The organism is Pseudacidovorax sp. NFM-22 (genome assembly GCF_021401245.1).
GTDB lineage: Bacteria > Pseudomonadota > Gammaproteobacteria > Burkholderiales > Burkholderiaceae_C > Xenophilus.
On sequence record NZ_JACBFY010000004.1, the window covers coordinates 302,766 to 325,521 of the forward strand.

A 22,756-nucleotide genomic window follows, 5' to 3' on the forward strand; every position below is an offset into this window, starting at 1 on the left:
GGTCAGGTCACCGGCGCCGGGTTGAACAGCACCAGCTGGTTGTGCAGCTTCCACTGCTCGGCCCAGGTCTTCCTGCGGCCCGAGGCCACGTCGAGCATCAGGCGGAACAGCTCCCAGCCCATGTCCTCGATGCTGGCCTCGCCGTCGGCGATGCGGCCGGCGTTCACGTCCATCAGGTCGTGCCAGCGGCGCGCCAGGTCGCTGCGGGTGGCCACCTTGATGACCGGTGCCTCGGCCAGGCCGTAGGGCGTGCCGCGGCCGGTGGTGAAGACGTGCAGGTTCATGCCGGCGGCCAGTTGCAGCGTGCCGCAGATGAAATCCGAGGCGGGTGTGGCGGCATAGAGCAGGCCCTTCTGTCGCGCCCTCTCTCCCGGCGCCACCACGCCACTGATGGGTGCGCTGCCGCTCTTGACGATGGAACCCATGGCCTTCTCGACGATGTTGGACAGGCCGCCCTTCTTGTTGCCCGGCGTGGTGTTGGCGCTGCGGTCCACCTGGCCGCGCTGCAGGTAGGCGTCGTACCAGGCCATCTGGTCGATCATGGCCTGCGCCACCTCAGGCGTGGCGGCGCGCGCGGTGAGCTGGTCGATGCCGTCGCGCACCTCGGTCACCTCGCTGAACATCACGGTGGCGCCGGTGCGCACCAGCAGGTCGGTGCAGAAGCCCACGGCCGGGTTGGCTGTGACGCCGCTGAAGGCGTCGCTGCCGCCGCATTGCACGCCCACCACCAGTTCGCTGGCGGGCACCGTCTCGCGGCGTCGGGCGTTCAAGCGCGCCAGGTGCACCTCGGCCTGGCGCAGGATGGACTCGACCATGGACATGAAGCCCACATGGGCCTCGTCCTGCAGGCAGACGACGTCGAGCTTCGTTTCCTCGCTGGCACCCACGTCGGCGACGTTGCGTTCGTCCACGAGTGGGATGCTGCCCGGCGGCAGCAGGCGTTCGGGCTGCAGCTTCTCGCAGCCCAGGCTGACCACCATCACCTCGCCGCCGAAGTTGGGATTGAGGCTGATGTTGCGCAGCGTGCGGATGGGCACCACCGCGTCCGGCGCGTCGATGGCCACGCCGCAGCCGTACGAATGCTCCAGTGCCACCACGTCGTCCACATTCGGGTAACGCGGCAGCAACTCGGCCTTGATGCGCTGCACCGCAAAGTCGGTCACGCCGGCCACGCACTGCACCGTCTGCGTGATGGCCAGGATGTTGCGGGTGCCCACCGAGCCGTCGGCGTTGCGGTAGCCCTCGAAGGTGTAGCCCTCAAGGGGCGGCTGCGGCTGCGGGCGCACGGTGGCGATGGGCAGGCCTTCGAGCGAGCGCGCCTCGGGCATGCGCAGCAGGCGCTCGTGCACCCAGCTGCCGCGGGGAATCGGCTTGAGCGCATAGCCGATGACGACGTCGTAGCGGCGAATGGCGCCGCCTTCGGGAATGTCCTCCAGCGCCACCTTGTGGGCCTGGGGCACCTTGTCGACCAGCACGAGGCCGTCGGGGAACACGGTGCCCGCCGGCAGGCCGCCATCGTTGGCGACGATGGCCACGTTGTCGGCGGGATGCATGGCGATGCGAAGAGGGGGGCGGTCGGCGGTCATCGGGAGGGTGGCTCGGTAGCGGCTGACATCGTTGTCATCCGGCGCGAAGCCCAGCTGAGTGGGAGAAACGGAACACGCGGCGCAAATGATATCGTTGTCATTCTTTCCCGCCATTGCGGGTTGACCCGTAGCCGGCAGGCGCTGAACTGGTAGGCTCGGCCGCCTTCCATGCGCACCCTTCCTCCTTCCAAGTCCGCCACGCTGCACGACGTGGCCCGCCATGCCGGCGTGTCGCCGATCACGGCGTCGCGTGCGCTGGGCAATCCTTCGCTGGTCTCGCCGGCCACCATCGCCCGGGTGCAGCAGGCGGTGGAGGCCACCGGCTACATCCCCAACCTGCTGGCGGGTGGACTCAAGTCCAAGCGCAGCCGGATGGTGGCGGGCATCGTGCCGGCGCTCAACGTGTCCCAGTTCCTGCCTTCGGTGCAGACCTTGACCGAGGCATTGGCGGAAGAGGGCTACCAGCTGCTGCTGGGCCAGACCGGCTACGACCGGGCCCGCGAGGCGCTGGTGCTCAACACCATGATCAGCCGCCAGCCCGACGGCATCGTCTTCGCCGGCCTGGTGCAGGACGAGGCCGTGCGCGAGCGCGTGCGCCGCACCGGCATCCCCACGGTGGAGATCTGGGACCTGTCGCGCTCCCCGGTGGACATGCTGGTGGGCTTTTCGCACCCGGCGGTGGGCGAGGCGCTGGCCGCCTTCTTCCGCGCGAAGGGCTGGTCGCGGGTGGGCATTGCCACGGCGGACGACCACCGGGCGCTGCAGCGCACCCATGCGTTTGCCGCCGCCTTCGGCGCGCCGGTGCCCATCGCCCAGGTGTCGGCGCCCAGCAACCTGCTGCTCGGTCGCGGCGCGCTGGCGGAACTGCTGCGCCAGGCGCCCGACCTGCGGGCCGTGTGCTGCAGCTCCGACCAGCTGGCGCACGGCGTGATGGTCGAGGCCCTGGCCCGCGGCCTGCGTGTGCCGCAGGACCTGGCCATCTGCGGCTTCGGCAATGCCGACTTCTCGGCCCACCTGTTTCCCAGCCTCAGCACCGTGGCGGTCGACGGGGCCGACATCGGCCGCCGGGCCGCGCAGATGGTCCTGGCCCGCTGCCGCGGCGAGCCGGTCGTTCAGCCGGTGGTGGACGTGGGCTTCCGCATCGTCGAACGCGAATCCACGGCCGGCTGAACGGCGTTCATGCGGGGGGCGTCGTCACCTCACGACCATGAACATGCTGGGCAGCCACAGCGAGAACTGCGGCACGAAGGTCACCAGCCCCAGCGCCAGGATCAGCGCGCCGTAGAAGGGCCAGATGGTGCGCATCACCTCGCCCACCGACAACCCGCCGATGGCGCAGCCCACGAACTGCGTCGTGCCCACCGGCGGCGTGTTCAGCCCCAGCGCGCAATTGATCAGCATCAGGATGCCGAACTGCACCGAGGTCATGCCGTACTGCTGCGCGATGGGCAGGAAGATGGGCGTGCACAGCAGGATGGTCGCCGCCATGTCCAGGAAGGTGCCCAGCAGGAACAGGATGACGTTGATCAGCAGGAAGATCACCCACGGCGTGGTCGACACCTTGGACAGCATCTGGCCCGTCAGCTCCGCCACGCCATACAGGCTGATCAGGTAGCCGAAGGTGCTGGAGATGCCGATCAGCAGCAGGATCACGCCCGTGGTGCGCACCGCCTTGGCCGCGGCCTTGATGAAGTGCGCCCACTTCAGCGTGCGGTACAGGAAGATCGTCAGCGCCAGCGCATAGAGCACCGCCACGGCCGCCGACTCGGTGGCCGTGAAGATGCCCGACAGGATGCCGCCCAGGATCAGCACCACGATGAACAGTCCCGGCAGTGCCGCCGCGAAGCTGCGCGCCACGATGGCCCAGCCCGGGAAGGTGCCGGCCGGGTAGCCGCGGCGCACCGCCACCACGTAGGCCGCCAGCAGGTTGCACAGCGTGAGGATGATGGCGGGCATCAGCGCGGCCAGGATCAGCGCCGCGATCGACACCTTTCCGCCCGCCGCCAGCGAATAGATGATGAGGTTGTGGCTGGTGGGCATCAGCGCCCCCACCAGGGCCGCATGCGTGGTCACGTTGACCGCGTAGTCGGCGTGGTAGCCCTCCTTCTTCATCATCGGGATCATCACCGCGCCCATGGCCGACACGTCGGCCACCGGCGAGCCCGAGACGCCGCCGAACAGCGTGCAGGCCACCACGTTGCTCATGCCCAGGCCGCCGCGCACATGGCCGACCAGCGACTTGGCGAAGTCGACGATGCGGTCGGCGATGCCGCCGTAGAGCATCAGCTCGCCCGCGAAGATGAAGAAGGGGATCGCCAGGAAGGAGAAGATCCCCATGCCGGACATCATCTGCTGGAAGCCCACCGCCAGCGGCAGGCCCTCGTAGAGCAGCGTGGCCAGGGCCGACAGCCCGATGGAGAAGGCGACCGGCACGCCCAGCAGCAGCAGGGCGGTGAACGAGAGGGTGAGGATGAGCAGCGGAATGGTCATGCGGCCTCCGGGCGCGCAGCGGGACGAGGAAGGTGCGCGGGGCGCATGACGAGGGGGGAGCGACGGCAGCGCATGGGCATCAGGTCCACGACGGCTCCAGTTCGCGGCCCTGGGCCAGCGCCAGGATGTGCTCGATGGAGAACAGCACGATGAGCACGCCGGCGAAGCTGGGCGGCACGTACTTCCAGCCTTCGGAGATGAAGAGCGTGGGCAGGCGGTAGTCCCACACCGACTCGGCGAGGTAGGCGCAGTTCCAGGCCATCGCGGCGCCGAACAGGCCCACCAGCACGTGGATCAGCATCTCCAGCTTGAGGCGCAGCCGGGGCGGTGCCAGCACGAGCAGCGATTCCAGCCCGATGTGGCCGGCGTCGCGCACCCCCACGGCCACGCCGAACATGGTGACGTAGAGCACCATGAGCAGCGCCAGGCTCTCGGCCCAGGTGGGCGTGCTGTTGAGGATGTAGCGGCCGAACACCTGCCAGCTCACGGCGCAGATCACTGCGACGAGGCCGACGATGCCCAGCACCATGCAGGCGCGCGCGAGGGCGCGGCAGAAGCGGGAGTACATGGGGTTTCTCTCTTTCTCCCTCCCCCGCTGGGGGAGGGCAGGGTGGGGCCGGCGGCGGTGGCGAGGCTGCAGCGTTCGATGCGCTGCTGGCCCCCATCCCTGCCTTCCCCCAGAGGGGGAAGGGGCCGCCCCCTCGGCGCTTACTGCGTGTCCTGCACCCGCTTGACCAGGTCCTTCAGCCGCGCGTCGGTGATGAACTTGTCGTAGACGGGCTTCATGGCGGCCTCGAAGGGCTTCTTGTCGATCTCGATGATCTCGGCGCCGCCGGCCTTCACCGCGGCCAGCGACTTGGCCTCGCGCTCGGACCACTGCTTGCGCATGTAGGGCACCGATTCCTTGGCCGCCTGGCGGATCCAGCCCTGTTCCTCGGGCGAGAGGCGGTCCCACGCACGCTTGGAGAAGAGCAGCATCTCCGGCGCCATCGAATGCTCGGTCTTGCTGAAGTACTTGGCCACCTCGAAGTGGCGCGAGCTTTCGTACGACGGATAGTTGTTTTCCGCTGCGTCCACCAGGCCGGTCTTGAGGGCCGTGTACACCTCGCCGAAGGGCATGGGCGTGGCGTTGCCGCCCATGGCCTCCACCAGCGACACCCACAGGTCGGACTGCTGCACGCGGATCTTCAGTCCCTTGACGTCGGCCAGGGTGCGCACCGGCTTCTTGGCGGTGTAGATCGACCGGGCGCCGCTGTCGTAGAAGGCCAGGCCGATGAAGCCCTGCTTCTCGCAGCTCTTGAGGATGTCTTCGCCGATCGGGCCGTCCAGCACCTTGTGCAGGTGGTCGGTGGAGCGGAACAGGAAGGGCATGGTCGGCACCTGCGTCTCGGGGCAGATGTTGTTCATGGGCGCGATGTTCACGCGCACCATCTGCAGCGCGCCGATCTTGGTCTGCTCGATGGTGTCCTTCTCGCTGCCGAGCGCGCTGTTGTTGAACACCTTGATGCTGTGCTTGCCGCCCGACAGCTGCTTGAGCCGCTCGCCCATGAACTTCACCGCCGTCACGGTGGGGTAGTCGTCGGGGTGGATGTCGGCCGAGCGGAACTCGGTGGCCTGTGCCGCCAGTGCCGCGGCACTGGCGGCCAGGGCGAGCAGGGTGGTCTTGAAACGAAGGGTCTTCATGTTGTCTTCCTCGGGTGGATCCTGGGGGTGGTGTGGCGGTCTTCTTGGAGCTTCAGGGTCGCCAGGCCGGCTCGGGCAGGCCCTGCGTGCCGGGCCGCAGCGCGAACACGCCACCGGCCAGGGGTTGATCCGACAGGTCGCCAGCCGGCCGGATCGAGGTGACGAAGAGGGTGTCGAGCGCGGGGCCGCCGAAGGCGCACATGGCGGGCTTCTTCACCGGCACTTCGAGCGAGCGGTCGAGCCGGCCCTCGGGCGTGAAGCGGTGCACCAGGCCGGCATCGTTGCCGCAGATCCAGTAGCCGCCGTCGATGTCGATGGCGGCACCGTCCGGTCGGCCGGGCAGCGGCTTCATGTCGACGAAGAGTCGGCGGTTGGACGGCGTGCCCGTGTCGGGGTCGTAGTCGAAAGCCCAGATGGCCTGCACCTCGGGATGCGAGTCCGACAGGTACATCGTGCGGCCGTCGGGGCTGAAGGCCAGGCCGTTGGGCGTGATCAGGTCGTCCAGCACGGGCTGCAGCGTGGCGCCGTCCAGCCGGTAGAGCACGCCGACCCGGGCGGCGGCGCCCATGTCCATGAGCATGGTGCCCGCCCAGAAGCGGCCCTGGCGGTCGCAGCGGCCGTCGTTGAAGCGCATGCCTGGCCGGGCATGCTGCACCGGTGCCAGGGCCGTTAGCTGCGCGGGGCCGTCGGTGCCGAGGGTGAGCGTGTGCACGCCGTCCTCCATGCCGGCCAGCCACTGGCCGGGCCGGTCCGCCACGGCGGCGATGCAGGCGGGCATCTGCGGCGTGGCCCACTGCCGGTGGCCCTCGGCCGCCGTCCAGCGGTTGAGCGTGCGGCCGGGGATGTCCACCCAGTACAGCGCCTGCTCGCCCGCCTGCCACACCGGGCTCTCGCCGGTGCCATGGCGCGCGTCGACGACGAGTTCGGCTCGGGATGCCTGCACGGTCTCAGTCTCCGAAGGGGCCCTGGGCGGTGAAGGCGCCGCCCTGGTAGATGGCGTTGGGGTCGTCGGCCGCCACCGGCGGCTGGGTCTCGACCTGCGCGCGGAAGACCTCGGAATCGTCCTGCGGCACCCAGCCCAGGTGGGCGGCGGCGCGGTTGTCCCACCACACCTCGCGGTTGGCCGAGGCACCGAAGACGACCGTGTGACCGACGTCCGGCGTGAACAGCGACCGCTCCACCAGCCGCGTCAGGTCGTCGTAGCTGAGCCAGGTGCTCATCATCCGGCGGTTGGCGGGGGCCGGGAAGGAGGAGCCGATGCGGATGCTCACCGTCTGGATGCCGTACCGGTCCCAGTAGAACTGGGCCATGTCCTCGCCGAAGGACTTGGACAGGCCGTAGTAGCCGTCGGGCCGGCGCATCGCCGTGGCGTCGATGTGCTCGGTCTGCTTGTAGAAGCCGATCACATGGTTGGAGCTGGCAAACACGATGCGGCCCACGCCCTGGCGGCGCGCGGCCTCGTAGACGTTGTAGATGCCCTTGATGTTGGCCTCGAGGATCTGCTCGAAGGGCCGCTCCACCGAGATGCCGCCCAGGTGGACGACGGCGTCGCAGCCGGCCAGCAGCTCGTGCACGGCCGCCTTGTCGGCCAGGTCGCACGGCACGACCTCCTCGTGCGCGCCGCGCGCGGCGCCGAGCGGCGCGATGTCCGAGACGCGAAGCCGCTCGGCAAAGGGCACGAGCCGCTCCCGCAGCACCTGGCCGAGGCCGCCGGCAGCGCCGGTGAGCAGCAGCCGCTGCAGGCGACGGGCAGGACTGGAGGAGGGAAGGGCGGTCATGGAATCGGCGGCCTGTGATCGACGGATGCAACGGTGCTGCATCGAAGGTAAACGTTTAACTTCGCGGCTCGAAAAAAGCCACGAAGGGCTGGGCGCGATGGTGCGCACCCGCCGTTCGCGCGTCAAGTTCAGCGCGCTAGGTGCTTACCCTTGATGAGGCTGCGCGTCGAATTCCGGGCGACGAGACGGGGAGGTATAACGTTTTCCTGCGCTGAAACATCTTCGCCATGGATGGCGCTGATCAGCCGGCGCATGGCGAGCTCGCCTGTCGCCTCGCCCATCATGTCCACGCTGGTCAGTGCGGGGCTCACCAGGCGGCCGTAGGCGATGTTGTCGAAGGCCGCCACCGAGACCTCGTCCGGCACCACGATGCCTAGCGACTTGGCTTCCAGCAGCAGGCCCATGGCCAGCAGGTCGTTGTAGGCCACGATGGCGTCTCCGCGTTCGGGCGACAACAGCAGGCTGGAGGCGAGGCGCTCGCCTTCCTCGGTCGACGGCGCCGAGGCATCGACGGTGCGCACGCTCGCCTTGATGCCCTGGAAGGCCTCGCGCAGGCCGCGCTCCCGGTCGGCGCTCCAGCGCGCGCCCGAGAAGCCCAGATACGTGATGCGCCGATGGCCAAGGTCGCGCAGGTGCCGACCCAGCATGAGCCCGGCCTGGTGGCTGTCACAGCCCACGCTGGCATGTTGCGGGTAGGGCGAGGGCCGGCCGAAGAAGACCACTGGCGTGCCGCTGTCCAGCACGCCCTGGATGGCGGTGGCGGGCAGGCGCGCGCTCACCACCAGCCCGTCTACCCGCCGCACCAGCGACTGCAGCACGCCGAGTTCGGGCGAGGTGCTCTCGGCCGCATCGGCAATGATGAGGTTGAGCCCCGCTGCAGCCGCCACGCGGGCGGCGCCGCTGACCAGGCTGGTGAAGTAGGGGTTGCGGATGTCCAGGATCACCACGCCGACGTTGCCCGTGCGGCCGGTGATCATGCCCCGCGCCATGGGGTTGAGCGAATAGCCCAACTCGCGCACCGCCTGCGTGATCCGGGCCTCGACCTCGGCCGTGAAGCGCTGGCCGCCGTTGACGAACTTCGACACCGTGGCAGTGGAAACCTTGGCTGCCAGGGCGACGTCGCGGATAGTGGCAGCGCGCTTGCGCGAGGAACTCATGGACAGGCAGGGCAGAGAGGGCAGGGCGGGAGCGCGACCATGCCACAAAGTGCACGCCTTGCGGCGGCGGCGCGTGTGGACCCCGGCCGGAAAGTAGTCGGGTCATAGGTTGTCGTACAACCGGGTGCCGTCTTATGATGGCCTCCATGTCCCGTTCGACCGCTCCAGCCACGCCCGCGACCCCTGCCGAGAACGAGGCGGTGCGGGCGCTGCCGCAGCGCCGGGCGCGCGGCCTGGCGCATGGCCTGGTAGATGACCTGGGCGAACGCATCCGGGCCGGCCATCTGCAGCCGGGCGACAAGCTGCCCACCGAGTCGGCCATCATGCAGACCTACGGCGTCAGCCGCACGGTGGTGCGCGAGGCGCTGTCGCGGCTGCAGGCGGCCGGGCTGGTCGAGACGCGTCATGGCATCGGCACCTTCGTGCTGCAGCCGCGGGCGGCCGGCATGTTCAGCCTGGATGCGTCCGAGATTCCCACGGCGGTCGATGTGATGGCGGTGCTGGAGCTGCGCATCAGCCTGGAGACCGAGTCGGCGGGCCTGGCCGCCCAACGCCACTCCGGAGCCCATCTCCAGGCGATGCGCGAGGCGCTGGATGCCTTCGAGCAGGATGCGGGGGATGCGGGCGACTCCATCTCGCCGGACTTCCGCTTCCACCTCGCCATCGCGCAGGCCACCGGCAATCCCTACTTCGCCGAGATCCTGGGCCACCTGGGCACCAACATCATCCCGCGCACGCGCGTCAGCGCGATCCGCAACCAGGCCCACCGCGGCGAATACCTGGAGCGCGTGAACCGCGAGCACGAGGAGATCTTCTCGGCCATCGCCCGCGGCGATGCCGATGCCGCGCGGGCTGCCATGCGCATCCACCTGACCAACAGCCGGGAGCGTCTGCGTCGCGCCCGTGAGGAAGCAGCGCAGCGGCAGGCGACCTCCTCCCCAACCTGAGTCCGGCGCGGGGTCTTTGGCGTGGCTGTGTGTGGACTTAGTTGTACGATGACTGACAACAAGGCGGCGGGCGATCACGCCCGGTGAAGGCCGCGCCCGTGTTTCACACCCAGACGGAGACAGACATGACCCTCAACCGCCGCCAATTCGTCAGCGCAGCCGCTGGCGCGGCGTTCGTCGCCTCAGGCGCCGTCCAGGCCGCCGACAACTGGCCCGCCAAGCCGATCCGCATCGTGGTGCCCTATCCGCCGGGCGGCTCGTCCGACATCATTGCGCGGTCCATCAGCCAGCCGCTGTCGCAGGCGCTGGGCCAGAGCGTGATCGTGGACAACAAGCCCGGTGCCAACGGCAACCTGGGCGCGGACATGGTCGCCAAGGCCGCGCCCGACGGCTACACGGTGCTGCTGTGCGACGTGGGCGCCCTGGCCATCAGTCCCTCGGTCTATACCAAGCTGCCTTTCGATCCGTCCAGGGACCTGCGCGGCGTGACCATGCTGGCCTATTCGCCGCACCTGCTGGTGGTGCACCCGTCCGTCAAGGCCAACACGCTGCAGGAGCTGGTGGCGCTGTCCAAGACCAGCGACCTCAACTTCGCCGTCACCGCCACCGGCAGCGCGCCGCACCTGGCCGGCGTGGCGCTGGAGCGCGCCAGCGGCGCCCGCTGGACCTACGTGCCCTACAAGGGCGGCGTGCAGGCCATCCAGGACACGGTGGGCGGGCAGACGCAGGTGCTGATGAACGGCATGCTCGCCACCCTGCCGCATGTGCAGAGCGGCAAGCTCAAGCTGCTGGGCGTCTCCAAGCCCACGCGCATGCCCCTGGTGGGCGACGTGCCTACCATCGCCGAGCAGGGCGTGCCCGGCTTCGAGTCCGGCACCTGGCAGGGCGTCAAGGCGCCGCGCGGCACGCCCGACGCCATCGTGCAGCGCCTCAACCGCGAATTCATCGCCGCCATCCGCTCGGCCGAGGTGCGCTCGCGCCTGGCCGGGCAGGGCGCCGAGGTCGTGACCATGACTGGCGCCCAGGAAGAGCAGTTCTTCGACAAGGAACGCGCCCGCTGGGCCGCCGTGGTGCGGCAGGCCGGCATCAAGCTCGACTGAGCGCCCCCCTTTTCTTCTTCTTCTTTCAATACACGCTTCCAGGAAACCCGCACATGAACCCGCAAGATCTCAAGTCCATCATGGGCTCCGGCCTGCTGTCCTTCCCGCTGACGGACTTCGACGCCGAGGGCAACTTCGACAAGAAGGGCTACATCGAGCGCCTCGAATGGCTCGCCCCCTACGGCGCCAGTGCCCTGTTCGCGGCCGGTGGCACCGGCGAGTTCTTCTCGCTCACCGCCGACGAATACCCCGAGATCATCAAGACCGCCGTCGACACCTGCCGCGGCAAGGTGCCGATCATTGCCGGCGCCGGTGGCCCCACGCGCTTCGCCATCCAGTGCGCGCAGGCGGCCGAGCGTGCCGGTGCCCACGGCATCCTGCTGCTGCCGCACTACCTGACCGAAGCCGGCCAGGAAGGCCTGGCTGCCCATGTCGAGGCCGTGTGCAAGAGCGTCAAGTTCGGCGTCATCGTCTACAACCGCGGCCAGGCCAAGCTGATGCCCGAGACGCTGGCCAAGCTGGCCGAGCGCAACCCCAACCTGATCGGCTTCAAGGACGGCATCGGCGACATCGAGCTGATGAGTTCCATCTTCCTGACCATGGGCGACCGCTTCGCCTACCTGGGCGGCCTGCCCACGGCCGAGGTCTATGCCGCCGCCTACAAGGCGCTGGGCACGCCGGTGTACTCGTCGGCCGTCTTCAACTTCATCCCGAAGACGGCGATGCAGTTCTACGAAGCCGTTCGCGATGACGACATGGCCACGCAGCATCGCCTGCTGAAGGACTTCTTCATGCCCTACCTGGCCATCCGCAACAAGGGCCAGGGCTATGCGGTCAGCATCGTCAAGGCCGGCGCGAAGATCGTGGGCCATGGTGCCGGCCCGGTGCGCACGCCGCTGACCGACCTCAAGGCCGACGAGTACGCGGCGCTCGAGGCGCTGATCGCCAAGCTGGGCCCGCAGTAAGCGCCATGAGCCACACGCCCACCATCACCGACATCGAAGTCATCCCCGTCGCCGGCCGCGACGGCATGCTGATGAACCTCAGCGGTGCCCACGCGCCCTTCTTCACCCGCAACGTGCTGCTGGTGCACGACAGCGCCGGCCGCACCGGCGTGGGCGAGGTGCCGGGCGGCGAGGGCATCCGGCAGGCGCTGGAGGACAGCCGCCCGCAGCTCGTCGGCCAGTCCATCGGCACGCACCTGCAGCTGCTGCAGCGCGTGCAGCAGGCGCTGGCCGGCCGCGACCCGGGCGGGCGCGGCCTGCAGACCTTCGACTTGCGCATCGGCGTGCACGCGGTCACGGCGATCGAGTCGGCGCTGCTCGACCTGTTGGGCCAGCACCTGGGCGTGCCCGTCGCGGCCCTGCTGGGCGAAGGCCAGCAGCGCGAGCGGGTGGAGATGCTGGGCTACCTCTTCTTCGTCGGCCCTTCCGACCAGACCGCCCTGCCCTACGTGAAGCCGGGCGAGGACACGAGCGCCAGCGACGACTGGGCCCAGGTACGGCACATGACCGCCATGACGCCCGAGGCCATCGTGCGCCAAGCCGAGGCCGCCCATGCGCGCTACGGCTTCAACGACTTCAAGCTCAAGGGCGGCGTGCTGGCCGGCGAGCAGGAGATCGAGGCCGTCCGCGCGCTCGCCCAGCGCTTCCCCGAAGCGCGCGTCACGCTCGACCCCAACGGCGGCTGGCTGCTCAAGGACGCCATTCGCCTGATGCGCGACATGCGCGGCGTGCTGGCCTATGCCGAAGACCCCTGCGGCGCAGAAGGCGGCTTCAGCGGCCGCGAGGTGATGGCGGAGTTCCGCCGCGCCACCGGCCTGCCCACGGCCACCAACATGATCGCCACCGACTGGCGGCAGATGGTGCATGCCCTGTCGCTGCAGTCGGTGGACATTCCTTTGGCCGACCCGCATTTCTGGACCATGGCCGGCAGCGTGCGCGTGGGCCAGACCTGCCGCGACTGGGGCCTGACCTGGGGCTCGCATTCCAACAACCACTTCGACATCTCGCTGGCCATGTTCACGCACGTGGCGGCGGCCGTGCCGGGCAAGGTCACGGCCATCGACACGCACTGGATCTGGCAGGACGGCCAGTTCCTCACGCAGAATCCGCTGCAGATCCGCGGTGGCTTCGTCGAGGTGCCCAAGACCCCGGGCCTGGGCGTGACGGTGGACCGCGCCGCGCTGCAGCGGGCCAACGCCCTCTACCAGCAGCACGGCCTGGGCGCGCGCGACGACGCCATCGCCATGCAGTACCTGATCCCGGGCTGGAAGTTCGACAACAAGCGCCCGGCCATGGTGCGCTGATCCATCCCGTCATCCGACAAGGAGCCCCCTCATGAGCGAATTCAACAACCTCGTCAACGGCGAATGGCTGGCCGGTGCCAGCTACAGCCCCAACCTCAACCCCAGCAATCTGGCGGACGTCATCGGCCAGTACACGCAGGGCGACGCCTCGCATGTCGATGCCGCCGTGGCGGCCGCGACCGCGGCCTTCCCGGCCTGGTCCACCGGTTCGGTGCAGGCCCGCAGCGACGCGCTGGACAAGATCGGCACCGAGATCCTGGCCCGCAAGGAAGAGCTGGGTGCGCTGCTGGCGCGCGAGGAGGGCAAGACCCGCGCCGAAGGCATCGGCGAGGTCACCCGCGCCGGCCAGATCTTCAAGTTCTTCGCGGGCGAATGCCTGCGCCTGTCGGGCCAGACCGTGCCTTCGGTGCGCCCGGGCATCGGCGTGGAGATCACGCGCGAGCCGGTGGGCGTCGTGGGCCTGATCACGCCGTGGAACTTCCCCATCGCCATCCCGGCCTGGAAGATCGCACCGGCCCTGGCCTTCGGCAACTGCGTGGTGCTCAAGCCGGCCGACCTGGTGCCGGGCAGCAGCTGGGCGCTGGCCGAGATCATCCACCGCTCGGGCATCCCGGCCGGCGTGTTCAACCTGGTGATGGGCCGTGGCAGCGTCATCGGCAATGCGCTGGTGCAGCATCCGGGCATCCATGCGATCAGCTTCACCGGCTCGGTGGGCGTGGGCCGCGGCATCGCGCTGGAATGCGTCAAGAGTGGCAAGAAGGTCCAGCTGGAGATGGGCGGCAAGAACCCGCAGGTGGTGCTGGACGACGCCAACCTGGACCAGGCCGTCGAGCTGTGCGTGCAGAGCGCCTTCTATTCCACCGGCCAGCGCTGCACGGCGTCGAGCCGGCTGATCGTGACCGAGGGCATCTACCCGCGCTTCATCGAGGCGATGAAGGCCCGCATGGCGAAGATCAACGTGGGCGACGCGCTGGCGCAGGGCACCGACATCGGCCCCGTCTCCAGCCAGTCGCAGCTGGAGCAGGACCTCGGCTATGTCGAGATCGGCAAGGCCGAAGGCGCCACGCTGGCCGTGGGGGGCGAGCGCCTGTCGCGCGGCACCGAGGGCTTCTACATGGCGCCGGCGCTGTTCAGCGAGAGCGCCAAGACCATGCGTATCAATCGCGAGGAGATCTTCGGCCCGGTGGCCAGCGTGATCCGCGTGAAGGACTACGACGAGGCCCTGGCCACGGCCAACGACACCGAGTTCGGCCTGTCGGCCGGCATCGCCACCACCAGCCTCAAGTACGCCACCCACTTCAAGCGTCACAGCCAGGCCGGGATGGTGATGGTCAACCTGCCCACCGCGGGCGTGGACTACCACGTGCCCTTCGGCGGTCGCAAGGGCAGCAGCTACGGTCCGCGCGAGCAGGGGCGCTATGCGCAGGAGTTCTTCACCACGGTGAAGACCGCTTACACGCTGGCCTGACATTAAGAAAGCCCCCCCATGCCGCTTCGCGGCTCCCCCCTCTCTGGCGCCTTCGGCTTGGAGGGGGGCGCACCCGGAGGCCTGGCAAAGCCAGTTCCTCGGGTGCCCTGGCGTGGCCTGCTCCGCGGCCATTTGATCGTTGGCGTCGCGCCAGTTTTATGCGGCGTGGGTGGCACGAGCGCTGGGGAAAATTGACATGACGCGCTCGGCCTTGCGGCCGGCAGGTGGCTTCATCGCCGTCTGCCGGCCGCGGTCGTTTCAATGGGACGTCGCGGCGGGCCGGCGGGTGGCGATCCACAGCCCCAGCGCAATGGCCAGTCCCAGCGCCGCCGCCACGGTGCCGACGAGGAACACGCCGCGGTAGCCCGCGCGGTCGGCCAGCAGCCCCGCCAGCGGCCCGGTCAGGCCGTAGGCCAGGTCCTGGAAGGCCGAGAAGGCGCCCATGGCCGTGCCGCGCAGGGGCGGCGCCACACGGTGCACCACGTCGCGGCCCATGGCCGGGAACACCATCGAGCAGCCCAGGCCCGTCATGAAGGCGCCGGCCAGCGCCGCATTGGGCGTGGCGGCGCTCCAGAGCAGCGCCTGGCCCAGCGTCTCCACCGCCAGCGAGGCCGCCGCCACCGGCAGGCCGCCGATGCGGTCGGGCAGGCCGCCGAACAGCAGCCGCACCAGCACGAAGCCGGCGCCGAAGGCCGTGAGGCCCAGGCCCGCATGCGCCCAGCCCTGGGCCCGGAAGTGCAGCGCGAAGAAGGCGCCGATGGCCGCGAAGCCGATGCCCTGCAGGCACACGATGGCGCCCTGGGGCGCAATGCGGCCGACCACCCGCCAGAGCGACGGCCGCTGGGCCGCCGCCATCACGGGAAGGGCTTGCAGCGGCAGCACGGCGAGCAGCGCCAGCGCCGGCAGTGCCATGGCCACAGCCATCGCGCCCGCCAGTCCCAGCCGGTCGTACAGCGCGATGCCCAGCGGCCCGCCCACGGCCAGCGCGCCATAGATGGCCGCCCCGATCCAGGCCAGCACCTGGCCCGAGCGGGCCGGCCCGAGCAAGCCGATGCACCAGGTGATGGTGCCCACGGCGACCAGGCTCTCGCCCACGCCGATGAGCAGGCGCCCGATCAGCAGCACGGCGTACGCCGTGATCGCGTGCAAGCCCGGCAGGCCGGCGGCCAGGCACACCAGCGCGCCAGCGATGTAGCAGAACAGGCCGCGCACCACCGCCACCTTGGTGCCCTGCCGGTCGGTGAGCGTGCCGGCGAAGCCGCGGCTGAGGATGGTGGCCAGGAAGGCGATGCCCACCGCCAGCCCGGCCCAGGCATTGCCCAGGCCCAGCGTGCCGGCCACGAAGAGCGGCACCGTCGGCAGTGTCATGCCCACGCACAGGCAGGCCACGAAGAGCACGCCGACCAGCCACCAGAAGGGCAGCGGCATCGGCGCAGAAGAAGCTGTTGGAGAGGATGTGGAAGTCATGCGCCGATAATGCGACGAGTTCGTCAGGTTTTCCATTCGCATTCGCAACCCTCGCCATGAGCCCCCGTCGCAGCGCCCCCCTCTCCTCGAGAAAGGAGCCCCAGCAGGCCCGCTCCGCCAACCTGGTGGCGGCGGTGCTCGAAGCGGCTGTTCAGGTTCTGGCCCAGGAAGGCGCACAGCGCTTCACCACGGCCCGCGTGGCAGAGAAGGCCGGCGTGAGCGTCGGCTCGCTCTATCAGTACTTCCCCAACAAGGCGGCGATCCTGTTCCGGCTGCAGAGCGACGAGTGGCAGCGCACCACCACGCTGATGCGCGGCCTCCTGGAGGACGAATCCACGCCACCGCTGGCCCGGCTGCGGCGGCTGGTCCACGCCTTCATCCGCTCCGAATGCGAGGAGGCCGAGGTGCGCACGGCGCTCGCCGATGCGGCGCCGCTGTACCGCGATGCGCCCGAGGCCGGCTCGGCGCGGACGACCAGTGCCCAGGCCTTCCGCGTCTTCCTGAAGGCCGCATTGCCCGACACCTCCAGCGGCGTCCGCAGCCGGGCCAGCACATTGATCCTCGACACGTTGAGCGGCGTGGGCAAGGCCTTCTCCGACCAGGCCCGCAAGCCGGCCGAGATCGAGGCCTATGCGGACGCGCTCGCCGACATGTTTTGCGCGTATCTTGTGGGGCTGGGTGCGGCGCCGGAGCCCGCACCCCCGGCCCGCCGCCGGCGCGTTGCGCAAAGGCGCGGATGATCGAGAGCCACTGCGGAGGTCCCATGCACCCAGCCACTGCGCTGTCACTGCCCATGCCGCGCGATGCGCTCGGCTGCACCGCCAGCACGCTGGTGCATGACGAGGAGGTCGAGGCCGGCAGCGTCCGCGTCTATCGCAAGGCGGTGGCGAAGTCCCAGATCGGGCCGGTGGAGACGGCGCCCTCCGACCGGGGCCTGCTGCTGGGCATCTCGCTCGCGCCGGGGCACCGGCGCCGCATCCTGCATGGGCGCCATGCGAGTACGCACGACTTCGCCTGCGGCGCGATCTACCTGCGCGACTTCGGCGAGCGCTACCGCGCCGACATGAAGACCGGCTTCGACTTCCTGCTGGTGGAGTTTCCGCAGGCCGTGCTCCAGCAGGCCACCGAGCAGCCGGTGAGCCTCGGGGCGCTGCTGTCGGCCCCGCCGACCGGTGCGCACGACGCCGTGCTGCACCACCTGGCGCTGGCCCTGCTTCCGGCGCTCGGCCGGCCGCACGCCGGCACCGGCCTGTTCGTCGAGCAGGTCACGGCCGCCATGGCCGCGCATGTGGTGCTGCGCTATGGCGATGTGCGGCCGCCGGCCACGTCTCCGCGCCGCCGGCTGTCGGCCCTGCAGGAGGCGCGGGCCAAGGAGATGCTGTCCGTGCGTGCGGAGGGTCCCCACAGCGCCCAGGCCGTGGCCGACGCCTGCGGCCTGTCGCGCAGCTACTTTATCGAAGCCTTCCGCGAGACCACCGGCCAGACGCCGTACCAATGGGCGCAGGCCCAGCGCGTGGCGCGGGCCCAGGCCCTGCTGGCGCGAGCCGACCTGTCGCTGGCCGCCATCGCGCTGGCCTGCGGCTTCGCCGACCAGAGCCACTTCACCCGTGTCTTCACCCGGCACATGGGCCTGCCGCCGGGCGCCTGGCGGCGCGGGGCTGGGCACTGAGGCCCGCTGCCGCCGCCAGCTGCCGCTGCGCGCTCAGCCCTCGATCAGCGCGAGCAGGTCGGCGTTGACCTGGTCCTTGTGCGTGGTGCAGGTGGCGTGGGGCGCACCGGGGTAGACCTTGAGCGTGGCGCCCTTGATCATCTGCGCCGCCAGCTTGCCCGTGCCCTCGATGGGCACGACCTGGTCGTCGTCGCCATGGATGACCAGGGTGGGCACGTCGATCTTCGCCATGTCGGCGCGGAAGTCCGTCCCCGAGAACGCGGTCACGCAGTCCAGCGTGCCCTTGATGGAGGCCTGCAGTGCGATCTGCAGCGTCTGCTTGAAGATGCCCTGCGACACCGGCGTGGCCCCCGGCCGGTTGGTACCGTAGAAGATGGCGCTGAAGTCGTCCAGGAACTGCGGCCGGTCTGCCATCAGCCCGGCGCGCAGGCCCTCGAACATGGCGGGTTCGGGCCCGTCCGGATGGTCCGCCGTCTTCACGAACAGTGGCGTCACCGCGCTGACCAGCGCCAGCCGGGCCACGCGGCTGCTGCCATGGCGGGCGATGTAGCGCGTCACGTCGCCGCCGCCCATCGAAAAGCCCACCAGCACCACGTCCTTCAGGTCCAGGGCTTCGATCAGTTCCGAGATGTCGTCGGCGAAGGTGTCGTAGTCGTAGCCGGTCCAGGGCTGGCCGGAGCGGCCGAAGCCGCGGCGGTCGAAGGCGACGGTGCGGTAGCCGCGCTCGGCGAAGAACATCATCTGCGCGTCCCACATGTCGGCGCTCAGCGGCCAGCCGTGGCTGAACAGGATGGGCTGGCCGCTGCCCCAGTCCTTGTAGTAGAGGTCGGTTCCGTCGCGCAGGGTGAGGAAGCTCATGCAAATCTCCAGGGGTTGAGGAAGACAGGGATGGGGAAAGGGAAAAGGGGCAGAGGAGGTCAGAGCGCCAGGAAGTGGTGGACCTCGGGCTGGCCCGGGCCGATGTGGTAGCGGACCACCTCGCCCTGGAGGTCCGCATCGGCCTGGGACACGCGGTGGTGCTGGCGCAGGTGCTCGGCCCAGGACTCGACCATGAACCATTCGACGATGCGCTGCGGATCGGCCGTGTGCTCGTGCAGGCCCCAGGCATAGGCGCCGTCGCGGCGGCGCTCGGGCGCCAGGCGCCGCACGGCGGCGAGGAAGGCCGGCCGGTCTTCGGCGCGGATGCGGTACTCGATCTGGATCATCACGGGGCCGCGGTCATGGGCCACGGGCTCGGCCAGCAGCGGCTCCGGCCAGTGGCGCGAGGCCTGCAGGTCCGCGTCGCCCGTGGGCAGCCGCACACGATGGAACAGGAGCGCCACCGCCAGCAGGCCCAGCGCCGCGGCGGCGAGCGCGCCGCGCACGCCGATCTGCTGTGCCACCAGGCCCCAGCCCAGGCTGCCGGCAGCCATGGCACCGTTGAAGACCGTCAGGTAGACGGCGAGGCCGCGGCCGCGGACCCAGTTGGGCAGCACGGCCTGGGCCACGCCGTTGAGCGTGGTCAGGGCGGTGATCCAGCCCATGCCGAGCACCAGCAGCAACAGCACGGCCAGCCACTGCGGCGGGGCCAGCACCAGCGCACCCAGCACGCCCGCCGTCAGCACCGAGGCCAGCAGCACCAGGCCGTCCGCATCCAGTCGCCCGCGCAGCCTGGGCATGACGAGTGCGCCGACGATGGCGCCCGCGCCGACGGCGCCCATGAGCACGCCGTAGAAGCCGGCCGTGCCCTGCAGCATCTGCCGCGCGACCAGCGGCAGCAGCGCCCAGGCCGCGCTCGCGAAGAGGAAGAACACCGCCGCGCGCACCAGTACCACGTGCAGCTCGCGGCTGGCGCGCGCGTAGCGCAGGCCGGCGCGGAAGGCGCCGAGGAAGTTCTCGGACAGGCCCTCGTCCGCCGCGGGCGCCGGCCGGCGCCACCACAGCAGCGCAGCGATGACGAAGACATAGCTCAGCACGTCCGCGCCGTAGGTCATGGCCGCGCCGAAGCTGGCCAGGAGCAGGCCGCCGACGGCCGGACCGACGGCGCGGGCGATGTTCACGCCCAGCGAGTTGAGCGCCACCGCGTTCTTGAGCTGCGCGCGCGGTACCAGTTCGGGCACGATGGACTGCCAGGTCGGCCCCATCAGCGCGGCGCCCACGCCGCCCACGAAGGTCAGCACGATCAGCAGTTCCACCGTCAGCGCGCCGCTGCGGGAGAGCAGCAGCAGCGCCGCGCTCACGCCCGCCAGCAGCAGCTGCACGGCGATGAGGAAGCGCCGGCGGTCCAGGATGTCCGACAGCACCCCGGCCGGGATGGCCAGCAGGAAGACCGGCAGCGTCGCCGCGGTCTGGATCAGCGCGACGGCCGTGGGGCTGGGCGACAGGTCGGTGACCAGCCAGCCGCTGGCCACGTCACGCATGAAGCTGCCGATGTTGCCCAGAACCGTGGCGCACCACAGCACGGCGAACACCGGCAGGCGCAGGGGCGCGAAGCTGCCGCCTTCCTTGGCCGCCTCAGCCATGCCGCCGTTCCCGCCCGTCGAGCCAGGCCACCAGCAGGAAGCCGCCGACCAGACCCAGGTGCTCGAAGAAGGCATTGGCCGCCATGAAACGCTGCGGCTGGGGCATTTCCCAGAAGCGCAGCGCGACCAGGGTGGCGCCCAGCGTGAAGGCCGCCAGCACCAGCGCCCCCAGCCAGCGCAGCCGCCCACTGATGACCAGGGCCGAGGCGCCGAGTTCGAGCACGATCACGGCCAGCGCCATCGGCGCGGCCGGCGCGATGCCGAAGTGCTGCATCTCGGCCACGGCACCCGCGAAGTCGAAGGCCTTGACCAGGCCGCCTTGCAGGTAGGCCGCGCACAGCAGCAGCAGGCACAGCCGCCGCACCCAGGGAGAAAGCGTCCAGCCCATCAGACCGCCCAGCAGGCGCAGCCCAGTGCGCCCCAGAAGCTCTTGAGGTCGCCCACCGGCAGCCGGCTGCCCCAGGCGCTGGCATGCGCATGGCCATGGACGTTGCAGGCGCTCGCGCAGCCGCAGGACGCGGCCGCCTGCCGCAGGGTGGCCTGCAGCGGTGCGCCCTCCTGCGCGCCCCAGGCGCCGTAGCCGCCATAGCGGCGCACCGGCGACCAGTCGGGCATGGCGGGCGGCGGGCCGCCCTCGTCCAGCGTGGCGAAGGGGCCCGCGCCGTAGACCACCTTGCCGCCCACCACCGTGAGCAGCGCGCTGGTGCCGGCGATATCGGACTCGGGGCAGGCGAAGAAGTCGCGGTCCGGCACGATCAGGTCGGCGAACTGGCCGGCCTCGATGCGGCCCTTGCGGCCTTCTTCGTTCGAGAACCAGGTGACCTTCTCGGTCCACATGCGCAGGGCGGTCTCGCGGTCGAGCAGGTTGCGCTGCGGCGTGATCTGCAGCCCGCCCACGGTGCGGCCAGTGATCAGCCACGACAGCGAGACCCACGGGTTGTAAGAGGCCACGCGCGTGGCGTCGGTGCCGGCCGAGACATGGATGCCCTTCTCCAGCATGCGCTTGACCGGCGGTGTGGCCTCGGCCGCGGCGGCGCCGTAGCGCTCGACGAAGTATTCGCCCTGGTAGGCCATGCGGTGCTGCACGGCCACGCCGCCGCCCAGCGCCGCGATGCGGTCGATGGAGCGCTCCGAGATCGTCTCGGCATGGTCGAAGAACCAGTTGAGGCCGGCCAGCGGCGTGTCACGGTCCACCTTCTCGAACACGTCCAGCGCGCGGGCGATGGTCTCGTCGTAGGTGGCATGCAGGCGCCAGGGCCAGCGGTTCTGGGCCAGCACGCGCACCACTTCTTCCAGCTCGCCTTCCATCTCGGGGCCCATGTCGGGCCGCGGCTGGCGGAAGTCCTCGAAGTCGGCGGCCGAAAACACCAGCATCTCGCCGGCGCCGTTGTGGCGGAAGTAGTCGTCGCCCTGCTTGTAGGTCGAGGTGGCCGTCCAGTTCAGGAAGTCCTGCTTCTCCTGCTTGGGCTTCTGCGTGAAGAGGTTGTAGGCCAGGCGTATCGTGAGCTGGCCGGCATCCGCCAGCTGCTGGATGACCTGGTAGTCCTCCGGGTAGTTCTGGAAGCCGCCGCCCGCGTCGATGGCGCCGGTCACGCCCAGCCGGTTGAGCTCGCGCATGAAGTGCCGCGTGGAGTTGAGCTGGTACTCGGGCGGCAGCTTCGGCCCCTTGGCCAGCGTGGCGTAGAGGATGGCCGCATTGGGCTTGGCCAGCAGCAGGCCGGTGGGGTTGCCGGCGGCGTCGCGCACGATCTCGCCGCCGGGCGGCGCGGGCGTGTCCTTGCCGTAGCCCACGGCCCGCAGCGCGGCGCCGTTGAGCAGGGCGCGGTCGTACAGATGCAGGATGAAGACCGGCGTGTCGGGCGCGGCGGCATTGAGCTCGTCGATGGTGGGCAGGCGCTTCTCGTCGAACTGGTGCTCGGTGAAGCCGCCGACCACGCGCACCCACTGCGGTGCCGGCGTGATGGCCACCTGCTGGCGCAGCATGGCCATGGCGTCGGCCAGGCTGCGCACGCCGTCCCAGCGCAACTCCAGGTTGAAGTTCAGGCCGCCGCGGATGATGTGCAGGTGGTTGTCGATCAGGCCCGGCAGCACGGCGCGGCCCTGCAGGTCGACCACGCGGGTGGTGGGGCCGGCCAGCGGCAGCACGTCCTCGCGCCGGCCCACGCGCAGGAAGCGGCCGTCGCGGATGGCGACCGCGTCGGCCACGGGATTGGCGCGGTCCAGCGTCGTGAAGCGGCCGTTGTGAAGGATGAGGTCGGGAGGCAGGGTGTCGTCGGCCATGGGGTCTTCCGTGAAGTGGCGCTGGGCGGGAGCGGTGGGGTGCCGCCGGTCAGGCCGGGTCGTGGGGCTGGGGCGGCTCGGCCTTGGCGCACTGGGGCAGCTTGCCGAAGACGTGCGGCTTGACCTGGTGCTGCAGCCAGGACGTCGACACCGCATCGGGGCGGATCCAGCCGCGGATGAGCGGCGGGATCTGCTCGCCCACCAGGATGCCCAGCAAGCCCACCAGCGCGATGACGGGCGGTGCGGGCGAGCGCACCTGCACCAGGGCATAGATCACGCCGACCAGGACGCCGACGGCAAGCGAGAGCAGGTAGGGCTTCAT

The 22,756-nt window shown here is 70.1% G+C and carries 21 protein-coding genes; 8 read left to right on the top strand and 13 right to left on the bottom strand.

From position 1 onward, the window contains the following. Positions 1 to 2 precede the first annotated feature (2 nt). A complete protein-coding gene (gene garD / locus L0984_RS16265; RefSeq protein WP_234194666.1) occupies positions 3 to 1,586 on the bottom strand; it encodes a galactarate dehydratase in 1,584 nt (527 codons plus the stop codon). A 168-nt stretch (positions 1,587 to 1,754) separates the two neighbouring features. Between garD and L0984_RS16270 the strand changes: the two genes are divergently transcribed. Further along, positions 1,755 to 2,756: a LacI family DNA-binding transcriptional regulator gene (locus L0984_RS16270; RefSeq protein WP_234194668.1), complete on the top strand. Its 1,002-nt coding sequence runs from the start codon at positions 1,755 to 1,757 to the stop codon at positions 2,754 to 2,756. Between the two features lie 24 nt (positions 2,757 to 2,780). On the opposite strand, the gene L0984_RS16275 is transcribed toward L0984_RS16270, so the two are convergent. The 6 genes from L0984_RS16275 to L0984_RS16300 all read right to left on the bottom strand — a co-directional run bounded on the left by L0984_RS16275 (position 2,781) and on the right by L0984_RS16300 (position 8,694). Next, a complete protein-coding gene (locus tag L0984_RS16275; protein WP_234194670.1) occupies positions 2,781 to 4,076 on the bottom strand; it encodes a TRAP transporter large permease in 1,296 nt (431 codons plus the stop codon). Positions 4,077 to 4,155: 79 nt separating this feature from the next. After that, positions 4,156 to 4,644, bottom strand: coding sequence for a TRAP transporter small permease (locus L0984_RS16280; RefSeq protein ID WP_234194672.1), 489 nt, complete (start codon positions 4,642 to 4,644; stop codon positions 4,156 to 4,158). Positions 4,645 to 4,784: 140 nt separating this feature from the next. Continuing rightward, positions 4,785 to 5,759: a TRAP transporter substrate-binding protein gene (locus L0984_RS16285; RefSeq protein WP_234194674.1), complete on the bottom strand. Its 975-nt coding sequence runs from the start codon at positions 5,757 to 5,759 to the stop codon at positions 4,785 to 4,787. A gap of 52 nt (positions 5,760 to 5,811) precedes the next feature. Next, the gene (locus tag L0984_RS16290) at positions 5,812 to 6,702 is read right to left on the bottom strand and encodes an SMP-30/gluconolactonase/LRE family protein (RefSeq protein ID WP_234194679.1); all 891 of its coding nucleotides are present in this window, start codon (positions 6,700 to 6,702) and stop codon (positions 5,812 to 5,814) included. A 4-nt stretch (positions 6,703 to 6,706) separates the two neighbouring features. Next, complete coding sequence (locus L0984_RS16295; RefSeq protein ID WP_234194680.1) at positions 6,707 to 7,537, bottom strand: NAD-dependent epimerase/dehydratase family protein; 831 nt, start codon at positions 7,535 to 7,537, stop codon at positions 6,707 to 6,709. Positions 7,538 to 7,665: 128 nt separating this feature from the next. Then, complete coding sequence (locus L0984_RS16300) at positions 7,666 to 8,694, bottom strand: LacI family DNA-binding transcriptional regulator (protein ID WP_234194681.1); 1,029 nt, start codon at positions 8,692 to 8,694, stop codon at positions 7,666 to 7,668. A 137-nt stretch (positions 8,695 to 8,831) separates the two neighbouring features. Here L0984_RS16300 and L0984_RS16305 point away from each other — a divergent pair, with 137 nt between their 5' ends. From L0984_RS16305 to L0984_RS16325, 5 genes are all read left to right on the top strand, one after another. Next, positions 8,832 to 9,641 carry a FadR/GntR family transcriptional regulator gene (locus tag L0984_RS16305; protein ID WP_370646050.1) on the top strand — a complete coding sequence of 270 codons (810 nt, stop codon included), beginning with the start codon at positions 8,832 to 8,834 and terminating at the stop codon, positions 9,639 to 9,641. A gap of 125 nt (positions 9,642 to 9,766) precedes the next feature. Further along, on the top strand, positions 9,767 to 10,741 hold the full coding sequence (locus tag L0984_RS16310; RefSeq protein WP_234194684.1) for a Bug family tripartite tricarboxylate transporter substrate binding protein: 975 nt from the start codon (positions 9,767 to 9,769) through the stop codon (positions 10,739 to 10,741). Between the two features lie 53 nt (positions 10,742 to 10,794). After that, a complete protein-coding gene (gene kdgD, locus L0984_RS16315; protein ID WP_234194686.1) occupies positions 10,795 to 11,706 on the top strand; it encodes a 5-dehydro-4-deoxyglucarate dehydratase in 912 nt (303 codons plus the stop codon). A gap of 5 nt (positions 11,707 to 11,711) precedes the next feature. Further along, positions 11,712 to 13,049, top strand: a complete 1,338-nt coding sequence (locus tag L0984_RS16320) for an enolase C-terminal domain-like protein (protein ID WP_234194687.1) — start codon at positions 11,712 to 11,714, stop codon at positions 13,047 to 13,049. A gap of 31 nt (positions 13,050 to 13,080) precedes the next feature. Then, positions 13,081 to 14,517 (top strand): aldehyde dehydrogenase family protein, encoded by a 1,437-nt coding sequence (locus tag L0984_RS16325; protein ID WP_234194690.1) that lies wholly within the window; start codon positions 13,081 to 13,083, stop codon positions 14,515 to 14,517. 258 nt (positions 14,518 to 14,775) lie between these two features. On the opposite strand, the gene L0984_RS16330 is transcribed toward L0984_RS16325, so the two are convergent. Further along, positions 14,776 to 15,945: an MFS transporter gene (locus L0984_RS16330; protein WP_234194691.1), complete on the bottom strand. Its 1,170-nt coding sequence runs from the start codon at positions 15,943 to 15,945 to the stop codon at positions 14,776 to 14,778. Between the two features lie 95 nt (positions 15,946 to 16,040). Here L0984_RS16330 and L0984_RS16335 point away from each other — a divergent pair, with 95 nt between their 5' ends. Next, positions 16,041 to 16,724 (top strand): TetR family transcriptional regulator, encoded by a 684-nt coding sequence (locus tag L0984_RS16335; protein ID WP_234194692.1) that lies wholly within the window; start codon positions 16,041 to 16,043, stop codon positions 16,722 to 16,724. A gap of 23 nt (positions 16,725 to 16,747) precedes the next feature. After that, positions 16,748 to 17,653 carry a helix-turn-helix domain-containing protein gene (locus tag L0984_RS16340; RefSeq protein ID WP_234194694.1) on the top strand — a complete coding sequence of 302 codons (906 nt, stop codon included), beginning with the start codon at positions 16,748 to 16,750 and terminating at the stop codon, positions 17,651 to 17,653. A 33-nt stretch (positions 17,654 to 17,686) separates the two neighbouring features. Here the strand turns inward: L0984_RS16340 and L0984_RS16345 are convergent, their stop codons facing one another. From L0984_RS16345 to L0984_RS16365, 5 genes are read right to left on the bottom strand one after another with little or no spacing between them, the layout of a single operon-like run. Next, positions 17,687 to 18,511 carry an alpha/beta fold hydrolase gene (locus L0984_RS16345; protein WP_234194695.1) on the bottom strand — a complete coding sequence of 275 codons (825 nt, stop codon included), beginning with the start codon at positions 18,509 to 18,511 and terminating at the stop codon, positions 17,687 to 17,689. A gap of 59 nt (positions 18,512 to 18,570) precedes the next feature. Continuing rightward, positions 18,571 to 20,154, bottom strand: a complete 1,584-nt coding sequence (locus tag L0984_RS16350; protein ID WP_234194697.1) for an MFS transporter — start codon at positions 20,152 to 20,154, stop codon at positions 18,571 to 18,573. After that, positions 20,147 to 20,542 carry a DoxX family protein gene (locus tag L0984_RS16355; RefSeq protein ID WP_234194698.1) on the bottom strand — a complete coding sequence of 132 codons (396 nt, stop codon included), beginning with the start codon at positions 20,540 to 20,542 and terminating at the stop codon, positions 20,147 to 20,149. The genes L0984_RS16350 and L0984_RS16355 overlap by 8 nt, the downstream gene beginning before the upstream one ends. Then, positions 20,542 to 22,434: an amidohydrolase gene (locus tag L0984_RS16360; RefSeq protein WP_234194700.1), complete on the bottom strand. Its 1,893-nt coding sequence runs from the start codon at positions 22,432 to 22,434 to the stop codon at positions 20,542 to 20,544. Before L0984_RS16360 ends, L0984_RS16355 begins: the two co-directional genes overlap by 1 nt. Positions 22,435 to 22,483: 49 nt before the next feature. Beyond that, positions 22,484 to 22,756 carry a XapX domain-containing protein gene (locus L0984_RS16365; RefSeq protein WP_234194701.1) on the bottom strand — a complete coding sequence of 91 codons (273 nt, stop codon included), beginning with the start codon at positions 22,754 to 22,756 and terminating at the stop codon, positions 22,484 to 22,486.

Coding starts and splice junctions, on each gene's coding strand:
- L0984_RS16355 (WP_234194698.1), bottom strand. CDS start 20,542: ATGGGCTGGACGCTTTCTCCCTGGGTGCGGCGGCTGTGCCTGCTGCTG.
- L0984_RS16330 (WP_234194691.1), bottom strand. CDS start 15,945: ATGCCGCTGCCCTTCTGGTGGCTGGTCGGCGTGCTCTTCGTGGCCTGC.
- L0984_RS16300 (WP_234194681.1), bottom strand. CDS start 8,694: ATGAGTTCCTCGCGCAAGCGCGCTGCCACTATCCGCGACGTCGCCCTG.
- L0984_RS16345 (WP_234194695.1), bottom strand. CDS start 18,511: ATGAGCTTCCTCACCCTGCGCGACGGAACCGACCTCTACTACAAGGAC.
- L0984_RS16340 (WP_234194694.1), top strand. CDS start 16,748: ATGCACCCAGCCACTGCGCTGTCACTGCCCATGCCGCGCGATGCGCTC.
- L0984_RS16360 (WP_234194700.1), bottom strand. CDS start 22,434: ATGGCCGACGACACCCTGCCTCCCGACCTCATCCTTCACAACGGCCGC.
- L0984_RS16295 (WP_234194680.1), bottom strand. CDS start 7,537: ATGACCGCCCTTCCCTCCTCCAGTCCTGCCCGTCGCCTGCAGCGGCTG.
- L0984_RS16305 (WP_370646050.1), top strand. CDS start 8,832: ATGGCCTCCATGTCCCGTTCGACCGCTCCAGCCACGCCCGCGACCCCT.
- L0984_RS16285 (WP_234194674.1), bottom strand. CDS start 5,759: ATGAAGACCCTTCGTTTCAAGACCACCCTGCTCGCCCTGGCCGCCAGT.
- L0984_RS16365 (WP_234194701.1), bottom strand. CDS start 22,756: ATGAAGCCCTACCTGCTCTCGCTTGCCGTCGGCGTCCTGGTCGGCGTG.
- kdgD (WP_234194686.1), top strand. CDS start 10,795: ATGAACCCGCAAGATCTCAAGTCCATCATGGGCTCCGGCCTGCTGTCC.
- L0984_RS16270 (WP_234194668.1), top strand. CDS start 1,755: ATGCGCACCCTTCCTCCTTCCAAGTCCGCCACGCTGCACGACGTGGCC.
- L0984_RS16335 (WP_234194692.1), top strand. CDS start 16,041: ATGAGCCCCCGTCGCAGCGCCCCCCTCTCCTCGAGAAAGGAGCCCCAG.
- garD (WP_234194666.1), bottom strand. CDS start 1,586: ATGACCGCCGACCGCCCCCCTCTTCGCATCGCCATGCATCCCGCCGAC.
- L0984_RS16320 (WP_234194687.1), top strand. CDS start 11,712: ATGAGCCACACGCCCACCATCACCGACATCGAAGTCATCCCCGTCGCC.
- L0984_RS16280 (WP_234194672.1), bottom strand. CDS start 4,644: ATGTACTCCCGCTTCTGCCGCGCCCTCGCGCGCGCCTGCATGGTGCTG.
- L0984_RS16350 (WP_234194697.1), bottom strand. CDS start 20,154: ATGGCTGAGGCGGCCAAGGAAGGCGGCAGCTTCGCGCCCCTGCGCCTG.
- L0984_RS16275 (WP_234194670.1), bottom strand. CDS start 4,076: ATGACCATTCCGCTGCTCATCCTCACCCTCTCGTTCACCGCCCTGCTG.
- L0984_RS16325 (WP_234194690.1), top strand. CDS start 13,081: ATGAGCGAATTCAACAACCTCGTCAACGGCGAATGGCTGGCCGGTGCC.
- L0984_RS16310 (WP_234194684.1), top strand. CDS start 9,767: ATGACCCTCAACCGCCGCCAATTCGTCAGCGCAGCCGCTGGCGCGGCG.